General features: G+C 66.0%; 21 protein-coding genes. 6 read left to right on the top strand and 15 right to left on the bottom strand.

Going from position 1 to position 21,189, the window contains the following annotated elements; translation table 11 throughout:
- Nucleotides 1-84 precede the first annotated feature (84 nt).
- Nucleotides 85-888 carry an SDR family NAD(P)-dependent oxidoreductase gene (locus tag CMV14_RS07600; protein ID WP_066967519.1) on the top strand — a complete coding sequence of 268 codons (804 nt, stop codon included), beginning with the start codon at nucleotides 85-87 and terminating at the stop codon, nucleotides 886-888.
- 30 nt (nucleotides 889-918) lie between these two features.
- On the opposite strand, the gene CMV14_RS07595 is transcribed toward CMV14_RS07600, so the two are convergent.
- Complete coding sequence (locus CMV14_RS07595) at nucleotides 919-2,118, bottom strand: cytochrome P450 (protein ID WP_066967516.1); 1,200 nt, start codon at nucleotides 2,116-2,118, stop codon at nucleotides 919-921.
- Nucleotides 2,119-2,124: 6 nt separating this feature from the next.
- Nucleotides 2,125-2,271 (bottom strand): hypothetical protein, encoded by a 147-nt coding sequence (locus CMV14_RS26690; protein ID WP_176489115.1) that lies wholly within the window; start codon nucleotides 2,269-2,271, stop codon nucleotides 2,125-2,127.
- Nucleotides 2,272-2,338: 67 nt separating this feature from the next.
- On the opposite strand from CMV14_RS26690, the gene CMV14_RS07590 reads away from it, so the two are divergent.
- From CMV14_RS07590 to CMV14_RS07580, 3 genes are all read left to right on the top strand, one after another.
- Nucleotides 2,339-3,058: an enoyl-CoA hydratase/isomerase family protein gene (locus CMV14_RS07590; RefSeq protein WP_066967512.1), complete on the top strand. Its 720-nt coding sequence runs from the start codon at nucleotides 2,339-2,341 to the stop codon at nucleotides 3,056-3,058.
- A gap of 295 nt (nucleotides 3,059-3,353) precedes the next feature.
- The gene (locus tag CMV14_RS07585) at nucleotides 3,354-5,582 is read left to right on the top strand and encodes a TonB-dependent receptor (RefSeq protein WP_083216045.1); all 2,229 of its coding nucleotides are present in this window, start codon (nucleotides 3,354-3,356) and stop codon (nucleotides 5,580-5,582) included.
- Between the two features lie 154 nt (nucleotides 5,583-5,736).
- Nucleotides 5,737-7,803, top strand: coding sequence for a 3-hydroxyacyl-CoA dehydrogenase NAD-binding domain-containing protein (locus CMV14_RS07580; protein WP_066967509.1), 2,067 nt, complete (start codon nucleotides 5,737-5,739; stop codon nucleotides 7,801-7,803).
- A 60-nt stretch (nucleotides 7,804-7,863) separates the two neighbouring features.
- Here CMV14_RS07580 and CMV14_RS07575 read toward each other — a convergent pair whose 3' ends face one another.
- Together CMV14_RS07575 and CMV14_RS07570 are read right to left on the bottom strand one after the other, a co-directional pair.
- Nucleotides 7,864-8,622 (bottom strand): acetoacetate decarboxylase family protein, encoded by a 759-nt coding sequence (locus tag CMV14_RS07575; RefSeq protein ID WP_066967507.1) that lies wholly within the window; start codon nucleotides 8,620-8,622, stop codon nucleotides 7,864-7,866.
- A complete protein-coding gene (locus tag CMV14_RS07570; protein ID WP_083216044.1) occupies nucleotides 8,619-9,752 on the bottom strand; it encodes an LLM class flavin-dependent oxidoreductase in 1,134 nt (377 codons plus the stop codon). The genes CMV14_RS07575 and CMV14_RS07570 overlap by 4 nt, the downstream gene beginning before the upstream one ends.
- Before the next feature lie 186 nt (nucleotides 9,753-9,938).
- Here CMV14_RS07570 and CMV14_RS07565 point away from each other — a divergent pair, with 186 nt between their 5' ends.
- Entirely contained in the window at nucleotides 9,939-10,262 is a 324-nt protein-coding gene (locus CMV14_RS07565; protein WP_176489114.1) for a Rieske (2Fe-2S) protein, read from the top strand.
- Here CMV14_RS07565 and CMV14_RS07560 read toward each other — a convergent pair.
- Nucleotides 10,208-10,774: a VOC family protein gene (locus tag CMV14_RS07560; protein ID WP_066967500.1), complete on the bottom strand. Its 567-nt coding sequence runs from the start codon at nucleotides 10,772-10,774 to the stop codon at nucleotides 10,208-10,210. The genes CMV14_RS07565 and CMV14_RS07560 overlap by 55 nt on opposite strands.
- Nucleotides 10,774-11,703 carry an SDR family NAD(P)-dependent oxidoreductase gene (locus tag CMV14_RS07555; RefSeq protein WP_066967497.1) on the bottom strand — a complete coding sequence of 310 codons (930 nt, stop codon included), beginning with the start codon at nucleotides 11,701-11,703 and terminating at the stop codon, nucleotides 10,774-10,776. Before CMV14_RS07555 ends, CMV14_RS07560 begins: the two co-directional genes overlap by 1 nt.
- 226 nt (nucleotides 11,704-11,929) lie before the next feature.
- Here CMV14_RS07555 and CMV14_RS07550 point away from each other — a divergent pair, with 226 nt between their 5' ends.
- The gene (locus CMV14_RS07550; protein ID WP_066967494.1) at nucleotides 11,930-13,102 is read left to right on the top strand and encodes an acetyl-CoA C-acetyltransferase; all 1,173 of its coding nucleotides are present in this window, start codon (nucleotides 11,930-11,932) and stop codon (nucleotides 13,100-13,102) included.
- A gap of 7 nt (nucleotides 13,103-13,109) precedes the next feature.
- Here CMV14_RS07550 and CMV14_RS07545 read toward each other — a convergent pair whose 3' ends face one another.
- The 9 genes from CMV14_RS07545 to CMV14_RS07505 form a co-directional block, all read right to left on the bottom strand.
- Nucleotides 13,110-13,508 carry a nuclear transport factor 2 family protein gene (locus CMV14_RS07545; protein WP_066967491.1) on the bottom strand — a complete coding sequence of 133 codons (399 nt, stop codon included), beginning with the start codon at nucleotides 13,506-13,508 and terminating at the stop codon, nucleotides 13,110-13,112.
- An 11-nt stretch (nucleotides 13,509-13,519) separates the two neighbouring features.
- Nucleotides 13,520-14,395, bottom strand: a complete 876-nt coding sequence (locus tag CMV14_RS07540; protein ID WP_066967488.1) for an HpcH/HpaI aldolase/citrate lyase family protein — start codon at nucleotides 14,393-14,395, stop codon at nucleotides 13,520-13,522.
- The gene (locus CMV14_RS07535) at nucleotides 14,388-15,725 is read right to left on the bottom strand and encodes an LLM class flavin-dependent oxidoreductase (RefSeq protein WP_083216042.1); all 1,338 of its coding nucleotides are present in this window, start codon (nucleotides 15,723-15,725) and stop codon (nucleotides 14,388-14,390) included. The genes CMV14_RS07540 and CMV14_RS07535 overlap by 8 nt, the downstream gene beginning before the upstream one ends.
- Nucleotides 15,726-15,739: 14 nt before the next feature.
- Nucleotides 15,740-16,936: a CaiB/BaiF CoA transferase family protein gene (locus CMV14_RS07530; protein WP_066967486.1), complete on the bottom strand. Its 1,197-nt coding sequence runs from the start codon at nucleotides 16,934-16,936 to the stop codon at nucleotides 15,740-15,742.
- Nucleotides 16,933-17,886 carry an HpcH/HpaI aldolase/citrate lyase family protein gene (locus CMV14_RS07525; protein WP_096367837.1) on the bottom strand — a complete coding sequence of 318 codons (954 nt, stop codon included), beginning with the start codon at nucleotides 17,884-17,886 and terminating at the stop codon, nucleotides 16,933-16,935. Before CMV14_RS07525 ends, CMV14_RS07530 begins: the two co-directional genes overlap by 4 nt.
- 22 nt (nucleotides 17,887-17,908) lie before the next feature.
- Complete coding sequence (locus tag CMV14_RS07520) at nucleotides 17,909-19,039, bottom strand: acyl-CoA dehydrogenase family protein (RefSeq protein ID WP_066967480.1); 1,131 nt, start codon at nucleotides 19,037-19,039, stop codon at nucleotides 17,909-17,911.
- Nucleotide 19,040: 1 nt separating this feature from the next.
- Complete coding sequence (locus CMV14_RS07515; RefSeq protein ID WP_066967477.1) at nucleotides 19,041-20,447, bottom strand: 4-hydroxyphenylacetate 3-hydroxylase N-terminal domain-containing protein; 1,407 nt, start codon at nucleotides 20,445-20,447, stop codon at nucleotides 19,041-19,043.
- Between the two features lie 79 nt (nucleotides 20,448-20,526).
- On the bottom strand, nucleotides 20,527-20,658 hold the full coding sequence (locus CMV14_RS07510; protein WP_096367693.1) for a sigma factor-like helix-turn-helix DNA-binding protein: 132 nt from the start codon (nucleotides 20,656-20,658) through the stop codon (nucleotides 20,527-20,529).
- Nucleotides 20,658-21,056, bottom strand: a complete 399-nt coding sequence (locus tag CMV14_RS07505) for an RNA polymerase sigma factor (protein WP_192876312.1) — start codon at nucleotides 21,054-21,056, stop codon at nucleotides 20,658-20,660. Before CMV14_RS07505 ends, CMV14_RS07510 begins: the two co-directional genes overlap by 1 nt.
- Between the last annotated feature and the right edge of the window lie 133 nt (nucleotides 21,057-21,189).

Raw genomic sequence — 21,189 nt, 5'->3', positions numbered from 1 at the left:
ACGGGGCATTGCGGGCGGCGGCGTCTGATTCGTCAGAATCCCAGCAGGCGAGGCGCACGTCGCGATGGCCGCATGGGAGAGAATATGGCCGATCTTGAGGGCAAGGTTGCCGTCGTGCTGGGCGCCTCGGCATCGAAGGGCACCGGCTGGGCCGTGGCCGAAGCGCTGGCCGCCGCAGGCGCCAGGGTCGTCGTCGGCGCGCGCAGCCTGGAGCCGCTCGAGACGCTCGCCGACAGGATCGGCGGCACCGCGGTACGATGCGACGTTTCGAGCGAGCAGGACGTCGCGGCGGCAGCCAGGACCGCGATCGACAGCTATGGCCGGCTCGATATCGCCGTCAACGCGGCCGGCCTCGCGGGGCAGGGCCTGATCGACGAGGCCGACGACGACGACCTGCGCAAGGCGATCGCGAACAACTATTTCGCCAATGTCTATTTCGTAAAGCACATGGCACGCGCGATCGGCACGGACGGCTCGATTACGATCATCTCGTCGCTGTCGACGACCAATCCGATGATACCCTTCTTCTCCTATGCCTGCGCGAAGGCGGCGACCGACTGCCTCGTACGATATGCCGCGATGGAATATGGGCCGCGCGGCATCCGCGTGAACAGCATCCTGCCGGGCCCTATCCAGTCCGACATGACCGCCGCCATCTATGCCCAGCCCGGCTATGTCGAAGCCCTCGAGCGCGAAATCCCGCTTCGCCGGATCGGCTTTCCCCAGGACTTCGCCGACGCGGTGCTGTGGCTTGCCGGCGGCGCCTATGTCACCGGGCTCAACCTTCCCGTGTGCGGCGGCATTCAGCTGACCCGCTTCCCCTATCAGGATGAGCTTCCCGGCATGAAGCCGATCGTGACGCTGCACGAGCAGGGCGGGGAGCACTGAGCCCGATCAGCGGGTGGCGGAACGACCGCCCTATCTGTCCCAGACCAGCGGCAGGGATTCGATCCCGACCACCACGCCCGGAAAGGTGCGGACGGTCGCGCCCGGCTTGAGGCGGAAGTTCGGCAGGTGCGGCAGCAATTCCTCAAGCATCGCCCGCATCTCGATCCGGGCGATGCTGTTGCCGATGCAGACATGCGGCCCGGCGCCGAAGGCCAGATGGTCCCGGGTGTCGCGGGCGAAGTCGACGGCTTCGGCATCGTCCCATTTGTCGGGATCGAGGCTGGATATCTGGGTGGAGACCAGCACCCGGTCCCCGGCCTTGAAATGCACGCCGTGGAAATCGACGTCCCGGGTCACCTTGCGGCCGAGATTGGTTATGCCGAAGCGACGGAAAAACTCCTCCATCGCCTTCTGCATGATCGCGGGATCGTCGCGCAGCGCTGCCTGGTGGCCGGGGTTGCAGGCCAGGAAATACATCACATGCCCCATGAATGACGTCACCGTGTCGAGGCCGGCGAAGAACAGCGTCTGCGCGATCGACGTCTGCTCGGCCCGGCTGAGCGGCCGGCCGTCGATCTCCCGGCCCAGCAGCGCGCGAAAACTGTGGCCGGTGCCGTCCGGCGGCCTGCTTTCCAGATCGTCGAGCCATTCCTCCAGATAGGCGTGCAGATCGAGACGCGCCTGGGACATCACCTCCATGCTGCCGCCCTGAAAGAAGCAGTGGATCCAGTTCATGAACTCGCCGCGCCGGTCGGCGGGCATGCCCATCATCTTCAGGAACACCATCACCGGCAGCTGCGCCGCGAAGTCGGCGATGAACTCGCACTCTCCGGCCGCGACGAAACCATCCCGCAGCTGCCGCGCGATCGCGCGCGCGTCCGCGTCGATCCCCTTCAGCGCCGATGGCGCGAACATGGTCTGCATCAGCAATCGCCGATAGGGGCGATGCTCGGGCGGATCGATGCCCGGCGGGATCAGGTCCGGCACGTCGCCAAGATAGGGGATGGCCGCCGCGCGGCTGGAAAATACCTCATGATCGTTGAACACTTCCCGGATCAGCTCGTGCTTCGTCACCACCCAGAAACCGCCAAGGTCGGGCGAGTAGAAGATATCGGGGCGCTCGAACGCCGATTTCACGAAGCCCCAGACATCGGTGCGGTTCCGATCGTCGGTCAGGAAATCGTACGGGTAGACGAGATCGCTGGGAACATGGCTGGGAACGTTGCTCATCCTACCTTATCCGTTCTTCTGATGCTTGTCGGCCCAGCCCTCGGCGAGTGCTTCGGCATGCCTTCCATCGACGTCCCACCCGGGGAGCAGCCGCAGTCGCATCCAGCGGACGCCGCCGCCCGCATCGACGCCGGAGCGGTGATGCCGGTCCATTTCTCCTGTGGCCAGCCGGCAGACCGGACGTCCTGACATGTAGCGGAAGCATGATGGAAGGCCTGCCATGAACGAACCGGAGATACTGTGGCAGGTCAATGGGCGCATCGCCACCCTGACCCTCAACCGGCCGGCCAGGCGCAATGCCCTGGTGCCCGACATGCTCGATATGGCCGCCGGCCATCTGGCCAGACTGGGCCGGGACGATGCGGCGGTGGTCGTGATCGAGGGCGCGGGCCCAAGCTTCTGCGCGGGGGTTGACCTCAACGCGGCGGCATCTCTCGATGCGGCCGGCCGCGATCGCTTCACCCGGTCGGCGCATGAACTCCAGAGGCTGATCGAGACGATACCCCAGCCGGTCATCGCCAAGGTGCGCGGCCATTGCCTGACGGGGGGGCTGGAAATCGCGATCGCCTGCGACCTGATCGTCGCCGCCGACGATGCGAGGTTCGGCGATACCCATGCGCTAGTGGGGTTCCGGCCGCGCTGGGGGATGAGCCAGCGGCTGCCCTATCTCATCGGACCGGCCCGGGCGCGCGAGATGGTCTATACCGGTCGGCAGATCGACGCGGCGGAAGCGGCACGGATCGGATTGATCAGCCGGCATGTTCCCGCCGAACAGCTCGACGCGGCCGTCGGCGGCATGGCCGAAGCGATCATGAAGGGCAATCCGGACTCGATCGCCGCCTATAAGGACCTGTTCCGCCAGGCCCGCGAGCCCGGCTTCAGCCAGGGCGTGGCATATGAGGGCGCCACCGAATATGCGATCCGGCGCCCGCCGACCTGATCGGCCTGCGGGTCGGTCCCCGCCCATTCGTCCTGAAGGAAGGGTATAGGGCATCGCCTCGCCGATGACGCCGTCGCGGTTTTCCGCGCGTCCCAATCCGATTGAACCGCTTCATTCTTCCTGACATATGCGGGGGGCAATCGGGCTATCTTTCGTCAAGAAGCAAGAAAGTGATGATTCCGCTTCCTCTCATTGCGGGTGGCTCATCGGCCGAACGTCTAAAGTAACAACTTGGACAGATCGTGATGAAGCGACCACAATCTAGGATGGGGAGGATGTTTTGAAAAATCACCGTATGAACTCGTCAAGCTTGGTGGTGCTCGCCTTGGCAATGGCTGGCGCGGCATTTCCAGCTTCTGCCCAGACCGTGAACAGTTCGGCCGGTTCTACGGCGCCTGCCGCCGAAGACGACGACGCGGTCAGGGATATCGTCGTGACGGCCGCGAAGCGCGGCAGCGAATCCCTTCAGAAGGTGCCGATCGCGATCAGCGCCTATTCGGGTGCCGATCTCGCCAAGGCCTCGATCCAGGACGTCGCCTCGATCGACATGAAGTCGCCGGGCCTGATCTTCACGCTGGACTCGGGCAGCATCCAGCCCTTCATCCGCGGCATCGGCGTCATCTTCGCCAATCCGGGCCTCGAAGCCCCCGTCGCGGTCTATGTCGACGACGTCTACATCCAGAATTCCTACACGGGCAATTTCGACCTGTTCGACGCCTCTTCGGTGCAGACGCTGAAAGGACCGCAGGGCACGCTCTACGGCCGTAATGCCACCGGCGGCGCCATCCTGATCGAGAACAACAAGCCGGTCATGGAAAACACCGGCAGCATCAGCGCCGAACTCGGCAACCTCGCGCATCGCCGGGTCGAGCCGATGCTGAACATGAAGCTTTCGGATGTGTTCGCCGTCCGCGTGGCCGGCCTCTACTCGCATGAGAAGGGCTGGATCCGTAATCCGGTGACGGGCCTGCGCTTCAACGGGCACGAAAACTATGCGGTCCGGGGCAAGGCGCTTTACGACAATGACCGCTTCACCGCGCTGCTGAGCGGCGAATATACCGAGACGAAGACGCGGGCCGGCCTGCGGCAGGCGTTCATCGGATCGCCGCTCTGCTTCGCCTGCAACCTTTTCGGATCGACGCCGCCGCCCGGCAAATATGAAACCTACCAGAACAGCCAGGGCGTGGCGAAGATCAAGAATTTCTTCGGTTCGCTGCACCTCGACGCGCAGCTTTCGGACACGCTCGATCTCTCCAGCGTCACCGGCTATCGCCATCTGGACGGCGCCGGCCTCGGCTCCGACGAAGGCATGTTCGGCGGCGCGCCCGCCGGCCGGTCAATCGCCATCCTCAACGCGCTGGTGAACGAGGTCAGCGGCGATTATTACCAGCAGGAATTCCGGGTGACCTCGCATTTCGACGGGCCGCTCAACTTCCTGGCCGGGATCAGCGGCGCGCATTCTTCGGAGGTGCTTGACTATCAGATCAACGGCGCGGCCTTCCGCGGCCTGACGCAGCGGACCCGCAACCGGCTGAAGACCGACACCGCCTCCGCCTTCCTTGAGCTCTATTACGACCTGTCCGCGCAGCTGCGGCTCACCGCGGGCGGGCGCTACAATTACGACAAGAAGCGGTCGCTCAGTACGCCCTCGGGCATCGCCGCCGGCCCGGACTTCCGCTATCGCACCTCTTCGAAGAACGCGACGCCGCGCATCGTCCTGGAATATAAGCCGGACGGCGACCAGAATTACTATGCGAGCTACCAGTCGGGCTTCAAGAGCGGCGGCTTCAACTTCCCGGCCTTCGCCAACAACCCGAACGACACGCTGAAGCCGGAAAAGGTGAACAGCTGGGAACTGGGCGCGAAGAACCGCTTCCTCGACGGACGGCTCCGCACCAACCTCGCGCTGTTCTACTATCGCTACAAGGCCATCCAGGTCTCGATCGTCGATCCGCTTCGCGGAAGCCTGAAGGCAAATATCGGCAATGCGCGCGGCTATGGCGCCGAGTTCGACATGCAGTTCGCGCCGACCGACATCATCACCTTCGGCGCGGGCTACGGCTATCTCAACGCCGAATATACCCGCTATCCGAATGTACGGCTGATCGGGCCGGGGGTCGCCAACCCCGCCACCGGTTCCGGCGCCGCGACGACGATCGTCAACGGTGCCGGCTCACCGCTCCAGCGCTCGCCGAAGCACACGCTCTACGGCAGCGTCGAGCTGCACTTCCCGATGTCCGATGCCTGGGATGCCCGCCTGAACGCCACGGCGCGCTACACCAGCAGCTACATCTTCAACCCGCTCGCGGGCGGGCCGCTGCGGCTCGATCGACAGAAGGGCTTCACCATGGTCAACATGACCGGCTCGGTCGGCCAGACGGAAGATGGCGTCAGGGTCGGCTTCTACATCGATAATCTGTTCGACACATTCTATGTCGACAATGCGTCCACCAACGCGTTCGGCGCCTATCGCGGCCCGGCAAAGCCGCGCACCTATGGGCTGACGGCCAGCTACGCCTTCTGATCCTTCGAACGACAAGCGCATAGCCAGACCTTCCGGCGCCGGACCATCCGGCGCCGGATTTTTTGTGGGCCGGGAAAAGGTGCCGCGCCCCATGCGGCCCGCGCGATCGCCGAACGTCTAATCAGTATGAATTGCATGGAGAACAGCGGAGAGCATGGCAGATATCGTCAGCGTTGACCGTCGAGGCGAGATCGCCGTCGTCACGGTCGATTCCCCACCCGTGAACGCGCTCGGCATAGCGGTCAGAAAGCCGCTGGCGGAGGCGCTGGCATCGCTCTGCCCGGATGCCACGATCAAGGCGATCATCTTCACCTGCGGCGGGCGCACCTTCTTCGCGGGCGCCGATATCGCCGAATTCGGCAAGCCCCCCGTGCCGCCGACGCTTACCGACATCTTCGACAGGATCGAATCCTGCGGAAAGCTCACAGTGGCCGCGATCCACGGCCAGGCGCTGGGCGGCGGCTTCGAACTCGCGCTGCTGTGCAACCATCGCGTCGCTGTCCCGTCGGCGCGGTTCGCCCTTCCCGAGGTCGGGCTGGGTATTCTCCCCGGCCTGGGCGGTACGCAGCGCCTGCCCCGGATCGTCGGCGCGCGGGTCGCGCTCGATCTCATCACCAGCGGCCGTTCGATCGCGGCGAAGGAAGCGCTGGAACTGGGAGTCATCGACGGGATCGCCACCGAAGAACGGCTCGTCGACGAAGCGGTCGCCTATGCGGCGGCCCGGCTTGCCGAAGGACGGCCACCCGTGCGGGTGCGCGACCGCGACGATCGCATCGCCGAGGCGCGCGGCGACGCGGCGCTGTTCGAGACGTTCCTACAGAACAACGCCCGTGCGTGGCGAGGACAGAAGGCCCAGCCCGCGATCGTCGAGGCGGTGCGGGCGGCCGTCGAACTGCCGTTCGAGGAGGGCCTGAAACAGGAGCGGCGGCTGTTCGAGACGCTCCAGGCATCCCCGGAAAGCCGGGCCCTGCGCCACGCCTTCTTCGCCGAGCGCCAGACCGCGAAGGTCCCGGGGATTGCGGCCGACACCCCCGTCCTGCCGGTCGGCACGGCCGGCGTCGTCGGCGCGGGCACGATGGGCGGCGGCATCGCCATGGTCTTCGCCAATGCCGGCATCGGCGTGACGCTGGTGGAGACGAGCCGGGAAGCGCTCGATCGCGGCCTCTCCGCAATCCGGAAGAATTACGAGGCCAGCGTGAAGCGCGGCAAGCTCGACGCCGGGCAGCTCGAACAGCGCATGGCAATGATCACGCCCACGATCGATCTCGCGGCGCTGGGCACCGTCGATCTTATCATCGAAGCGGTGTTCGAGGAGATGGCGGTCAAGACCGAACTGTTCGCGAAACTCGATCGGATCGCCCGGGCGGGCGCCATCCTCGCCTCCAACACCAGCTTCCTGGATCTCGACGCGATCGCGGCCGCCACCGGGCGGCCCGGCGATGTCGTCGGCCTGCACTTCTTCTCACCCGCGAACGTCATGCGCCTGCTGGAGGTGGTGCGCGGGCGGGAAACCTCGGACCGGGTCGTCGCCACCGCGATGCGCCTGGCCCGGACGCTGGGCAAGGTGCCGGTGCTGAGCGGCAATTGTCGCGGGTTCATCGCCAACCGCATCATGGCCCAGCGCCGCGTCCAGGCCGACCAGCTGGTGCTGGAAGGGCCGACGCCCGCCGTGATCGACAAGGTGCTCGTCGATTACGGCTTCGCCATGGGGCCGTTCCAGACCGCCGATCTGGTGGGACTGGACGTGCTGGTGCGCGGCGAGACCGAGCGCAGCCTGCGCGGCGATCTCGTCCGGCAGGGCCGGCTCGGCCAGAAGACCGGGGGCGGCTTCTACGATTATGACGAATCCCGCAAGGCATCGCCCTCCCCCGTCGCGCAGCAGCTGATCGCCGATCTCGCGGCCCATAAGGGCGTCGCGCGGAACGAAGGCCAGAGCGACGAGGATATATTGCTCCGCCTCCTCCTGCCCGTGGTCAACGAAGGCGCGCGGCTGCTGGAGGAGGGCATCGCGCTGCGGGCCTCCGATATCGATGTCGCCGCGATGCTCGGTTTCAACTGGCCGGCCTATCGCGGCGGCCCGATGTGCTGGGCCGATCAGCTGGGTCTCGACAGGGTGGTGGATCGGTTGCGCGCGCTGCGGACGGCCCATGGCGATGCCTTCGAACCCGCCCCGCTGCTGCTCAGGCTCGCGGCTGAGGGCAGGAGCTTCACCGGAAAATAGCGAGGCCGGGGAGCGATCCCCGGCCTCCTTTCGATCCCGCATGCAATCGCCCGGCGGCGGTCAGCTCAACTGGCTGACGCCGCCGTCTTCCGCCCGTGTCGCCGTCTCCGCCACATAGCGGATGGGGTGGAGCGTCATCTTCGCCTTGGCGAGCGTCCCGGTGACCGGGAAGTCGTCCGACACCTCGACGCCGCCCACCAGATCCGGATCGCAATAGGTGATGCGCGGATGGCCCCGCGCGACCCGCTCGAAACCGTAGCTCGCGTCGAACTGGACGAACTTCAGGCCGCCCTCGGATCGGGTGAGGTTGAACGGCTGCGGATAGCGCAGGGTGCTGCCGGCTCCCGTCATCGCGACGGGATGCTGCACCTCGAAAGACAGCAGCAATCGCCCGTCGCGGGCGACCGTGGTGCGCACCCGGTCATAATTGACCGCCAGCCGCACATCGGCCACCTCCAGCGGAAAGCCCCAGCCGCTGGACAGCAGCCGGCCGGCTTCGGCATTGTCGATGAAGCCGGCGGTGACCATCAGCCGGGGCTTGACGCCCGATCGCGCCAGCACGCCGACGAACACCATGTTGAACGCCCCGATCGGGCTCTCCGGGGCGCTGTAGGTGTACAGCCCGACCAGGCCCGGGATCGCCGGATGCAGCGCCGGTGGCAGGACGCGCAGGGCATCCTCGACGGGAATTTCGACCAGGCCGCAGCAGATGTCCACCTCGGGAATGATGAGGTCTTCGGTGACGCGGCGGGTGAGATCGGCGGCGCGCGGCTCCAGCCATGCTATATCGCGCTGGCCGTCCAGATGATGCGCCGTCATGCGCGCGCCTCCGCGCCGATAGTGTCGAGCATCAGACGCGCGGCGATCGCCGCCTCCGGATCGAAATGCGGCATGACTTCACGCGCGAACAGCCTGAGGCTGTCGAGCACCTCCTTCTGGGTCAGGACTTCCATATAGTTGATCAGGAACATCAGCCGATCGACACCTGTGCTTTCCCACCTCTTCAAGACCTTGATGATTTCGTCGGGATCACCCAGGCACAATCCGTCGGGCATCTTTCCCCGGGCCGATGCATTGTCCGGATCGGCGCGGAACATGCCCAGCAGCCCCTGTTCCAGATAGTTGCTGGCGGGATAGACGCCCTTGATCTCGCTGATCTGCGCCGCCGCCGAACCGAAGCCGCCGACGAGTTGGCGACCGCGCTCGATCGCATGCGCCTTGTCCTCATGGCAGTAGAGCCAGTTGGCGGCGATGATCTGCTCGTTCACGAACGCGCCGACGGGTTCGCAATTCTTGATCCGCTTGCGATAGGTCTCGAACCGCTCGCCGGTATTGCCGATATTGCCGAAGCTGAGCGTCAGGCAGCCCAGCCCGCGATCGGCGGCGTCGAGCTCGGTTCCCGGCGCCGTCACCGCCACCCAGAGCGGCGGGTGCGGCTTCTGGTACGGCTTCGGCAGCACGGCCCGTTCGGGCATCGAGAAGGTCAGGCCCTTGTGGGAATAGCGCTCCTGCATCCACATTTTGGGGATGGCGCGGATGAACTCGTCCCAGGATTTCTTGGTGTCGTCGATCGAAGCCCCGAAGCCGCCCAGTTCGTTCCAGGTCGACGAACGGCCGGTGCCCACCTCGACGCGCCCGCTCGATATCACGTCCAGGAACGCTGTCTTCTCCGCCAGTTTCGCGGGGTGCGATATCTGCGGGACGCAGGTCGCGATGCCGAAGCCCAGTCTTATCCTGCTGGTGCGCGCCGCGACCGCCGCCAGGAATATCTCCGGACAGGAACTGTGCGAATATTCTTCGAGGAAATGATGCTCGACACTCCACACCTGATCGAAGCCCAGCGATTCCGCGACGACCACCTGCTCGATCGAATCATGGAATACCTTGTGCTCGATATTGTTGGTCCACGGACGTGGTACCGATAATTCCATGAGCAATCCGAATTTCATCGCGTACCCCTAACTCACGCGCTGGAGCGGCTGGGGCTCGTGGCTCGCCTCTCCGACACTTCTCCCTATTTGACGTCTTACGGAGGACCACCTCTCAACGGCGGCCGAAAAAGATTGGCAATATTGTCGCGCCGATCTTGTATGCTTGCGGCGGATCGGCAAAGTCATCCGATGCCAGGAGAGATCGTGCCCGAACAGAAGTTCGTTCCAACCATTTCCTTCACCGATGTCCCGTCCGGCAAATATGTCCGCCATGTCGTCGAGGGACATGATCTTCTCATTTCCCGCCTGCGCGATGACATATATGTCGTGGAGAACCTCTGCTCGCACCAGCGCCAGCCATTGGCGCGGGGGCGGATCGTCGGCGGTTCGATAGCCTGCCCGGTCCATGGCGGCATGTTCGATCTCAGGACCGGCTGCGCGGTGAAATTCCCTGCGTCGCGACCGATCCGTATCTATGCGTCGCGCGTCGTCGACGGCATCGTGGAAGTGGATGTGGGTGGGGCCTGACGGCCTTCGCGCGAATCCGGATCGCGCCACGTCGCCTCCAGGTAGCAGCCCAGCGCCGGCCTCAGGTCGACGAACAGGAAATGGGACCGCTCGTAACGGCCCTGCACCGGCACGGGCGCGATCGCGGCGGCCTGGTCGCGAAAGGCCTGCCAGGCCGATCGGTCGCCATCGATCGCGATCGACAGATGATGCTGGCGCATCGCGAAGCCGGTCTCGCCGAAACCATCGCTCCAGAACCCGCCATCGTCGCCGATCGGCTCGATCAGTTCGATGGAAACCGCCCCTGCCCGGCCGAAAGCCAGATTCTGGCGCAGCACCCGTTCTCCATCGGGGGTCATGACCGTCAGCAGCCGGTCGCCGACCCGCACGAAATCGCGCGCGCCGAGCCAGTTCTGGAGCAGCGGCAGCGCGCGATCGATATCGTTGGTAGTCCAGGCGATCTGGGTGAAGCAGGCTCCCGGCCAGTGGCGCAGGCGGTCGGCGCCTTCCACGAAGCCGGCCGCGCCGTCCATCACTCCGCCGGTTGAAACACGTTCTTGAGCACGCCGGCCAGAAAGGCCTGCGCCGCCGGGCTGTCGAGCGCGTCGAGATCCCAGCCATCAGGATGGAAGGCGACGCGGGTCGCCTCCGGCTCCGTGTAGAGGCCGACTTCCTGGCGGGCGATCATGAAGGTCCGGCCATTGACCGATTTCGTCTTGTCGGTCGCCAGCCAGACGACCACCGCCGCCACCTGCTCGGGCTTGAAGCCCGTCGACTTGCCATCGAGCCATTCGTTGCCAACGGCGGGAATCCCGAACTGGCGCTGCGATATCCGCATCGTCTCGGCGATGTCGGCGTTCGACATCCGGGTCTGCGCCATCGGACGGATCGCATTGCACCTGATGCCATAGGGCCCCAGATCGCGGGCGATCGAACGGGTGAAGCCGACGACGGCCTCCTTGGACGAGGCATAGTTGGACATATGGAGATGGCCGAGACCCGACGCCGAGCAGGTGTTGATGATCACGCCCGATCTCTGCTGCATCATGATCGGCGCGGCATGCCGCACAGTGGTGAACACGCCCTTGGTGTTCACGGCGTGGACGATGTCCCAGTCCTCCTCGCTCATCTCGTAGATCGGGCTGAGCTTGGTGATGCCGGCATTGTTGATCAGGATGTCGAGCCGCCCGAAATGGTCCATCGCGCATTCGACCATGCGGCGGCCGCCCGCCATCTCCGCCACGGAATCGCCATTGGCGACCGCATCGCCACCGGCGGCCCGGATTTCGTCGGCCATGGCCTGGGCGACGCCGCCATCGCTGCCCTGCCCTTCGGTGGAGGTGCCGAGATCGTTGATCACGACCTTCGCGCCTTCGCGGGCGAGCAGCAGCACCTCCTCACGGCCGATGCCCCGGCCGCCCCCGGTCACGAGAGCGACTTTCCCCTCCAGACGTCCAGCCATTATGCGTGTCTCCCAGCCTCTCTGATATGCGGTCCCATCGGTTCCGACGTTCGGCTACCGCCCCGACCACAGCGCGCCGCCCAGATATCCGCCGTCCGTCGCGGAAAATCCATGCGCTAAGCGAAGCCGATGGGCCCGCTCGACGATGGGGGTTCCGGGCATGCCGCCGCTCGAACGTCATATTCGACAGGGCCGCGCATTCCTGCCCGGCGCTCTCGGAGCCTTTATGAAGCAAGCCTATATCGTCGCGGCCGCACGCACCGCCGGAGGCCGTCGCGGCGGCCGCCTGTCCGGCTGGCATCCCGCCGACCTGGGGGGGCGGATGCTCGACCATCTGGCGGCCACCACCGGCATCGATCCGGCCGCGATCGACGATGTCATCATGGGCTGCGTCAGCCAGGCCGGCGCGCAGGCGAACAATGTCGCCCGCTATTCGGTCCTCGCATCCTCGCTCCCGGAGTCGGTGCCCGCCACCACGGTCGACCGGCAGTGCGGATCGAGCCAGCAGGCCGTGCAGTTTGCTGCCCAGGCGGTGATGAGCGGCATGATGGACGTGGTGTTCGCGGCCGGCGTCGAAAGCATGAGCCGGGTCCCCATGGGCACTCCCGTCACGGCGGCAACCGCACAGGGGCTCGACGGCCCGTTCAGCCCGGCGATGGAGCGGCGCTACAAGGGCGTGCGTTTCAGCCAGTTCGCCGGGGCCGAGGCGATTGCCAGGAAGCATGGCCTGACCAAGGACGAACTCGACCAGTTCGCGCTCGACAGCCATCTCAAGGCGGCCGCCGCGACGCGATCGGGGGCGTTCGACGGCGAAATCCTGCCGATCGAAATCACCGGCGCCGATGGCGCGACGGAACTTCACCGGATCGACGAGGGCATCCGCTTCGATGCGAGCTTCGAAGGCATCGCCGGGGTGAAGCTGCTGCAGGAGGGCGGCATGCTGACCGCCGCCACATCGAGCCAGGTCTGCGATGGCGCCTCCGGCGTCGTGGTGGTCGGCGAGGATGCCCTCAAGCGCTTCGGCCTGACGCCGCTGGCGCGGCTCCATCACATGTCGGTCGGGGCCGAGGATCCGGTGATCAACCTCGAAGCCCCGCTGGCGGTGACCCGGCGGGCGCTGGACAAGGCAGGCATGCGGATCGGCGATATCGACCTTTACGAGGTCAACGAGGCTTTCGCGCCGATCCCGCTGGCCTGGCTGCGCGCCCTCGATGCCGATCCGGTGAGGCTCAACGTGCATGGCGGGGCGATCGCGCTGGGCCATCCGCTCGGCGCGTCGGGCACCAAGCTGATGGCGACACTGATCCACGCGCTCCGCGCGGGCGGCAAGCGCTATGGCCTGCAGACGATGTGCGAGGGCGGCGGCCAGGCCAATGTCACCATCCTGGAAGCGCTATAGCCGGCCGTCACCCGATCGTGGCGAGTTCCCACATCGCCCGGCTGTCCTTGTAATAGATGTCGCCGTCGGCGATCAGGCCATCCCGGAAACTGTAGAATTCGGTGACGGCCGTCTTCAGCACGCGCCCGCTCCTGTTCGAGGTCGCGGTGAGCTGCATCTGCGCGATCACCCGCTCGCCATCATAGGCCAGTTCATAGCTGTCGACGTGCAGTGCATAGGCCGCCGCGCATTCCTCCACGAGGCGAAGGAAGCCGTCATGGCCGACAAAGTCGCCGGGATAGGGCAGGCCCTGTGCCTCGCGGAACACCATGTCGGGATGCAGCAGGGCCAGCGTTCCCGCGACATCGCCGCTCGTCGAGCGCTCGATCATCGCGCGCACCGCGGCCATCTTCGCCTTGCCGTCCATCGTCGCGCTCCTCAGCCCATCTCGTCGATCTGCGCCCGCATCGCCAGCAGCGCCCGCGCCTGTTCCAGGTGCAACCGCTCGGCCATCTGCCCGTTCACCTTCAGCGCTCCCGCGCCGGCATTCTCGGGCGCATCGAACGCCGCGACAATCGCCCGGGCGGCCTCGATCCGGTCGTCGCCTGGCGTGAAGGCGCGATTGCAAATGTCGATCTGTCCGGGATGAATCAGCGTCTTGCCGTCGAAACCCAGCGCCAGCGCCTGGGCGCATTGCCGGACCAGGCCCTCCGCATCGCCGATGTCGTTGAACACGCCGTCGATGGCCGAAAGCCCATGGGCGCGCGCCGCCGCCACCGTCGACGACAGGAAGCCGACAAAGCCCTCGCGGCCCACATCGGGGCTGGCGCGCAATTCCTTGGCCAGGTCGTTGGTCCCCATCACGAAGCAGGCCAGGCGGGTCGCCTCCGCCTGCGCCGCGATGTCCTGCAGCGCGAACATGCTGCGCGCCGTCTCGATCATCGCCCACAGCCGGGTCGCCGCCGGAGCCTGCGCCAGCAGAGCGTCATAGCGCCGCAGCGTCGCTCCATCGTCGATTTTCGGCACCAGGATCGCGTCGGCCCCGGCCGGCCCGATCGCCGCCAGGTCGGCCTCGCCCCATGGGGTGCCGAGGCCGTTGACCCGTACCACAAGTTCCCGCCGTCCGAAGCCGCCATCGGCGACCGCGCGCGCCGCCATCTCCCGCGCCGCCTCCTTCGCCTCGGGCGCGACGGCGTCCTCCAGGTCGAGGATCACGACATCGCACGGCAGGGTCCGCGCCTTCTCGATCGCGCGTTCATTCGACGCCGGCAGATAGAGCGCGCTCCGCCGGATGCGCGGCTCCCGATCAGACATGGAGGGCGGGAAGGCCCAGATTCTCGCGCAGCGTGCTGCCGGCATATTCGGTCTGGAACAGGCCACGGCGCTGCAGTTCGGGCACCACCATCCGGGTGAAGTCCTCATAGCTGCCCGGCACATGGCTGGCCGCCAGCACGAAGCCGTCGCAGGCGGTGCCGAACCATTCCTCCATCTGATCGGCGACCGATTTCGCGTCGCCGACGAACACCGGAAACTCGTTCAGCGTGCCGCGCCGGGTAAACTCCACGAAGTCGCCCACCGTCGGATTGGCCCGGCCGCTCATCGTCACCACCCGGTCGCGGAAGGCCTGGATGCCCGATATTCCGTCCATCTCCTCGCTGGAGAAAGCCTCGTCATAGCCCTTGGTCGAAAAGTCGAAATTGAGCACCTCGGACAGCAGCACCAGCGCATCGATCGGCTTGGCCAGCGCCTGGATCGCGGCGTAGCGATCCTCGGCCTCGGCCTGGCTCTCGCCGATCACCGCATAGACGGCGGGCGCGACCTTGGTCTGATCCGGATCGCGGCCGATCGAGCCCAGATAGCTTTTGAAGTCGGCATATTGCCGCCGGCCCATCTCCAGATTCGGATAGATGACGAAGGTCAGATCGCCCCATTTCGCGGCGAACTGCTTGCCCCGCCCGCTCTGGCCCGCCTGGATCAGGATGGGCTCGCCCTGCGGCGATCTCGGCACGGTGAAGGGCCCGCGCGATCGGAACCAGTCGCCTTCATGATCTAGCCGGCGCACCCCGTCCGGATCGGCGAACAGGCCCGTTTCGCGATCCATCCGCAGCGCATCGTCATCCCAGCTCCGCCAATGGTCGCGCACCACGCCGATGAACTCATCGGCGCGATCGTAGCGCAGGTCATGCTCAAGCACCTCGGTCCGCCCGAAATTGACCGCCTCGGACTGGTTGAGCGAGGTCACGACATTCCACGCCGCCCGCCCGCCGGTCAGGCTGTCGAGCGTGGCGAAGGTGCGCGCCACATGGAAGGGCTCATAATAGGTCGTCGAATAGGTCACGCCGATGCCGAGCCGCTCGGTCGCCAGCCCCATCGCCATCGCGCACAGCATCGGATCGAGCTTGGCCGCGCGAATGCCCTCGCGCATCGTCACGCGGAAATCGTCGCCATAGATGTCCGGGATCGCCAGCCGGTCGTCGAAAAAGGCCAGATGGATCTTCGCCGCCTCCAGCGTCTTGCCGATGCGCTGATAATAGGCGGCGGAGGTGAAGTCCTGCGCCGCTTCGGGATGCCGCCACGATGCGGGGAAATTGGAGCAGTTCTGCGCTTGCAGAAATGCGATCAGGGTCATTTGGCGATCGGACATGGGGGCTCCAGAAGCTATATGATCCGGCGCGCGCGGAGGTCCTGATAATCCTCCTCGCTCACGCCCAATATGGTGCGGAACAGTTCCTCATTGGCATCGCCCAGCGCGGGGCCGGCATGCCTGAGTTCGGGCGGCGTGCGCGACAGGCGCGGCACCGGGCCGGGCAGGGTCAGCGGCCCCGCGCGCGGATCGTCGATCGTCAGCAGATTGTCGCGCGCCGCATATTGGGGGTCGTCGAAGATGTCGGCTATCGACATCAGCTTGCTGACCGGCACCTGGTCGGCGTCGCAGCGGGCGATCAGTTCCTGTACGGGCAGGCTCGCCGTCCAGCCGCCGACCAGCGCGTTGATCTCGTCACGATGCGCCGCGCGGGCCGGGATCGTCGCATAGCGCGGGTCCTTCGCCAGCTCGGGCTTCCCCATCGCCGCCGTCAGCCGTTCCCACATCCGATCGTTCGAGCATGCGAGCGCGACATGATGGCCATCCGCGGTCGGGTAATGGCTGTGCGGCACGATGTTGATGACATCGGCGCCCATGCGTTCGCGCTGGACGCCCCGGCCGGCGAAGGCGGGGGCCAGTTCATCGAGCACGCGGAACATCGACTCGTACAGGCCGACGTCCACCTCCTGCCCCTGCCCGGTCTTCTCGGCATGGCGCAGCGCGATCAGCACGCCGATCGCGCCGAACAGCCCCGACATGTAATCGGCCAGCGATGTTGATCCCGGCACCACCGGAACTCGTCCCGGCTCGCCGGCGAGATAGGAAAGGCCGCTGAACGCATGCGCGATCCGCGCGAAGCCCGGGCGGGCCTTATAGGGCCCGGTCTGGCCGTAGGCGCTGACCCGCAGCATCACCAGCCTGGGATTGATCTCCGCCAGCGCGGCATAGCCCAGCCCCCATTTCTCCAGCGTGCCGGGGCGGAAATTCTCCAGCACGACATCGGATTGGGCAACCAGCTTGCGGAACAGCTCCGCGCCCTCGGGGGTGCGCAGGTCCAGGGTCGCGGACTTCTTGTTGCGCGCCTCGCTCATCCACATGAACGTATCGCCGGCGTCGCTGCGCGAACCGAAACGGCGCAGCGAGTCCCCGCCCTCGGGCTGCTCGATCTTGAACACCTCGGCGCCGAAATCCGCCAGCACCGTGCCGCAGAACGGCGCGGCCAGGAAGGTCGCGATATCGAGCACCCGGATGCCGGCGAGCGGGGCGTTCATCGCCCTTCGGCCAGCGCGGCGCGGCGCAATATGCGCTCCGCCAGTTTCACATGCGCCCGGTCGATCAATACGCCGTCCAGCCCGATCGCGCCCTGCCCCTCGGCGGCGGCCCTGGCCATCTTCGCCTCGATGTCCCGGGCCCAGCGCAGATGCTCGGGACGCGGCGCGAACTCCTCGTTGGCCAGCGGCGCCTGTGAAGGGTGGATCGCCCATTTCCCCTCGAAGCCCAGCGCGCGCGAGCGGCGGCAGCTGTTGCGATAGCCCTCGACATCGCCATAATTGGCATAGGGGCCGTCGATCGGCCGCAGGCCATAGGCGCGGCAGGCATTGGCAATCCGCGCCAGCGCGAAATGCCACTGGTCGTTCCAGTGCATCGCGCCGTCGGGCGTGCGCATCGCATAGTCGGGGCTGGGCGACCCGAAGACGGTGTCGAAATTCTGGAGCTCGATCGAATAGTCGCCGACCCCGAAGATGATCCCCTCAAGCCGCTTCGAGCAGGCCGCGATCGCCTCGACATTGGCCAGGCCCTTGGTCGTCTCGATCAGTATCTCGATCCCCAGCGGCCGCTCGCGCGGCGTCGCCAGGTCCATCTCGCTCAGCAGGCGGTCGACGAAGATCACGTCGTCGGGCGTCTCCACCTTGGGGATCAGCACCATATCCAGCCGGGGGCAGCGCGCGACCGCCAATATGTCGTCGAGGCCCCAGATCGTGCCCAGGCCATTGACCCTGACCGAGACGATCTTCTGGCCCCAGTCCACCTCACCCAGCGCCTTGACCGCCGCCGCCCGCGCGGCGACCCGCTGGTCGGGCGCGACCGCGTCCTCAAGGTCGAGGAACAGCGAATCCGCCGGCCCGCGAGCCGCCTTCTCGAAGAATTTCTCCGAACTTGCCGGCACCGCCAGTTCCGATCGCTGGAGCCGAAGAGGCCTTTCGTCACGTTGCGCGCTCATCATCATCTCCCCCGCGCGTCGTTCACAGCGAACGCGCGACCAGTTCCTTCATGATCTCGTTGGAGCCCGCGAGGATCCTGTGGACGCGGGCATCGGCATAGGCGCGGGCGATGGGATATTCCCACATATAGCCATAGCCGCCGAACAGCTGCAGGCAGCGGTCGATCACCCGCCCTTCCAGCTCGGTACACCAGAGCTTCGCCATCGCCGCGCGCGTCGCATCCAGCCCGCCGCGCATCAGCAGCAGCGTGCAATCGTCCAGGAAGGTGCGGCCGATCTCCACTTCGGTCTTGAGCTCGCCCAGCACGAAACGGGTGTTCTGCAGATCGAACAGGGTGCCGCCGAACGCCTTGCGCGATTTCACATGGTCGATCGTCCAGTCCAGCGCGGCCTCGGCGGCGATCACGCCGATCGCGGCGGCGATCAGCCGTTCGCGCGGCAGCTCCCGCATCAGATAGGCGAAACCCTTGCCCTCCTCGCCCAGCCGGTTGGCGACCGGCACGCGCACATCGTCGAAGTACAGCTCGGCGGTGTCCTGCGCCTTCAGGCCCAGCTTCTTGAGCCGCTTGCCCTTGGCGAAGCCCGCCCGCTCGGCCTCGATCACCAGCAGGCTGGTGCCCCTGGCGCCCTCGGCCGGATCGGTCTTCACGGCCACGACGACGAGATCGGCCATAGATCCATTGCTGATGAAGGTCTTCTGGCCATTGACGACATAGTCGTCGCCGTCGCGGATCGCCGTGGTGCGGATTGCCTGCAGGTCGCTGCCCGCGCCCGGCTCGGTCATCGCCACCGCCGCGACCATCTCGCCGCTCGCCATGGCCGGCAGCCAGCGCCGCTTCTGCTCCTCGGTGCCGAGATGCTCGATATAGGGCGCGACGATATCCGAGTGGAGGCGGAAGCCGGGGCCGCTGAACACGCCACGCGTCAGTTCCTCGGTCATGATCAGCGTCATCAGGAAATCGCCGCCGCCGCCGCCATATTCGGACGCGATGCCGGTCAGCAGCAGGCCCGCCCCGCCGGCCTTGCGCCACAGGTCGCGGTCGACGATCCCCTCGTCTTCCCAGCGTTCGTGATGCGGCGCGATCTCCCGCTCGACGAACGCGCGGACGCTGCGCCGGAACATGTCATGCTCTTCGGTGTAGGGCAGCGCCATGTCAGGAAATGCCTGCCGCCTTCTTGGCGGCCGCGCGGGCATGCTCGATATCATAGGCGCGGTTCAGCATGATCCGGCCCGCGTTCAGGCCGCCGCCGGCCTGCAGCGCGGTCACCAGCAGCCAGCCGCCATAGCTGTCGGCCGTCATGTCACGGATCGTGTTGAACACCCGCATCCGGTCTTCCACCGCGATGCCCTGCTTGGTGTGCAGATATTTGCGCATATAGGCGCCGGCCTCGGGATGCTGGAGGTCCTTCACCGACGGCAGCGTGATGACCAGCCCGCCCGCCATGTCCTGCAATATCTGGACGATGCGGTGATAGTTGGACGCATAATGGAATTTGCCCGCATTCACCGCCAGTACGTCGGGATAGATCATGCCCGACGGCATCGTCCGGTAATTGGCGCAGGCATATTCCAGCATGATGCGCAGCACGGTCGCGAACTGCATCAGCTCCGCGATCGAGGACAGGATCGCGATATCGCGCTCCTTGCCCTGCTGCTCGGCGACAAGCTGGGCGAGGCCGGTGAAGATCTCGGCGCGATGCGCTGCCTCGGTCAGCCCGCCAGTCCGCTCCCACAGCCCCAGCGATCGGGTCAGCTTGGCCGAAAGGTCGATCTCACCGGCCAGGAACACCCGGTCCCACGGCACCAGCACGTCGTCGAAGATCACGAAGCCTTCCGGGATCGCATTGCGCGCCGTCATCGGCGCGTCGAAGGTCTCATGCTCGGCGTTGGCGAAGCTCTTGTTGATGATTGACACGCCCGGCGTATTGACCGGGATCGAGAAGGCGACCGCATAATCGGCCTCCTCGGGCTTCAGCCCCTTGCCCGGCAGCACCACCAGCTCATGGCACAGCGACGCGCCGGTGATGTGCAGCTTGGCCCCGCGAACGACGATGCCCCTGTCGTTCCGCTCGACGATCCGGAGATACAGGTCGGGATCGTCCTGCTCATGGGCGCGGCGCTTGCGGTCGCCCTTGGGATCGGTAATCACCTCGGCGGCGCGCAGGTCATTGTCGCGGGCATGGCGATAGACCGCCTCGATATTGGCGGCATATTGTGGGTTGATCGCGGCGACCGCGTCGCGCTCGCTCAGCAGGGCCATATAGACGCCGGTCACCTGGGCGACGATCGAACTGGATTCGAAGAAGTCCATCCGCCGCCGCAGATGATCCTCCTCGGTCGGTATCTGGTAGATGCGGTTGGCCTCGCTGCCGTCTTCGGCCCGGTACACCCGGGCATCGCGGCGGCCGGCGTCCGCATAGTCATAATCGGCGGCTGCGATGGCCAGCGCCTGACGAAAGCGCGGATGCGTGGTCAGGTCGTCGATCCGTTCGCCGTCCCAATAGGTCACGCGGCCGTCGCGGAGGCTCTCCACATATTGTTCAGGGGTCTTGAGGCCCACGCCGATCTCCTTTTCGCTCTTCCTGAAGGACGTTCGGCGGCACGGCGCGCCACAGCCGGCCTTCTTCCGATCGGCCCGATCAGTTGAAGTCGGCGGGCACCGACGCGCGAACGTGGCGGCGGGCGTGGGCGACGTATTTTTCGATCATGCTGACCGAGACGCCGATCTCGCTGGCGATCTCGCTATAGGTATATTCGTCGATGCAGCTCATCAGATAGGCCTGCCCGCATTTGGGGGCAGCATCGCCACCGCATCCATGACCGCGCTGATCGTCTGCTGCTGGTGCAGCCGGTCGTCGGCGCGCTGGTTCAGGCACGGCCGCGCCATGATCTGTTCGCGCACGTCCTCGCTGCTTTCCATCGCCACGAATATCCGGTCGGTGCGGCGCTTGCGGCGCAGCTTGTCCAGCGCGACATTGCGCGCGGCGCGGTTCAGATAGGCGCCCGGATTCTGGATCGCGTCGCAGGCGCCGTCGATTTCGAGGACCCGGACATAGGCATCCTGGATCGCATCCTCGGCATCCTGCGTATCGCGCAGGATGGACGTGATCCTCTGCTTCAATGCGTTGGACTGGCAGCTCGATAATGTCGCCTTCCGCAAACCGGTCATGCTCACCTCCCGCTCCTGTCGAGAAGCGGGTTCATGGCCGAGCTGGATCGTTCGCCGACACGCAATGTCGACGTTCGTTCCGGCCCCCAATTCGGCCATTCCTGCTTCCTGTGAGAGCAGTTTACGAACGGAA

Source organism: Rhizorhabdus dicambivorans (assembly GCF_002355275.1).
Taxonomy (GTDB): Bacteria; Pseudomonadota; Alphaproteobacteria; order Sphingomonadales; family Sphingomonadaceae; genus Rhizorhabdus; species Rhizorhabdus dicambivorans.
The sequence above is the reverse complement of the archived record's forward strand: the minus strand, read 5'-3'. Positions and strand labels throughout refer to the sequence as shown.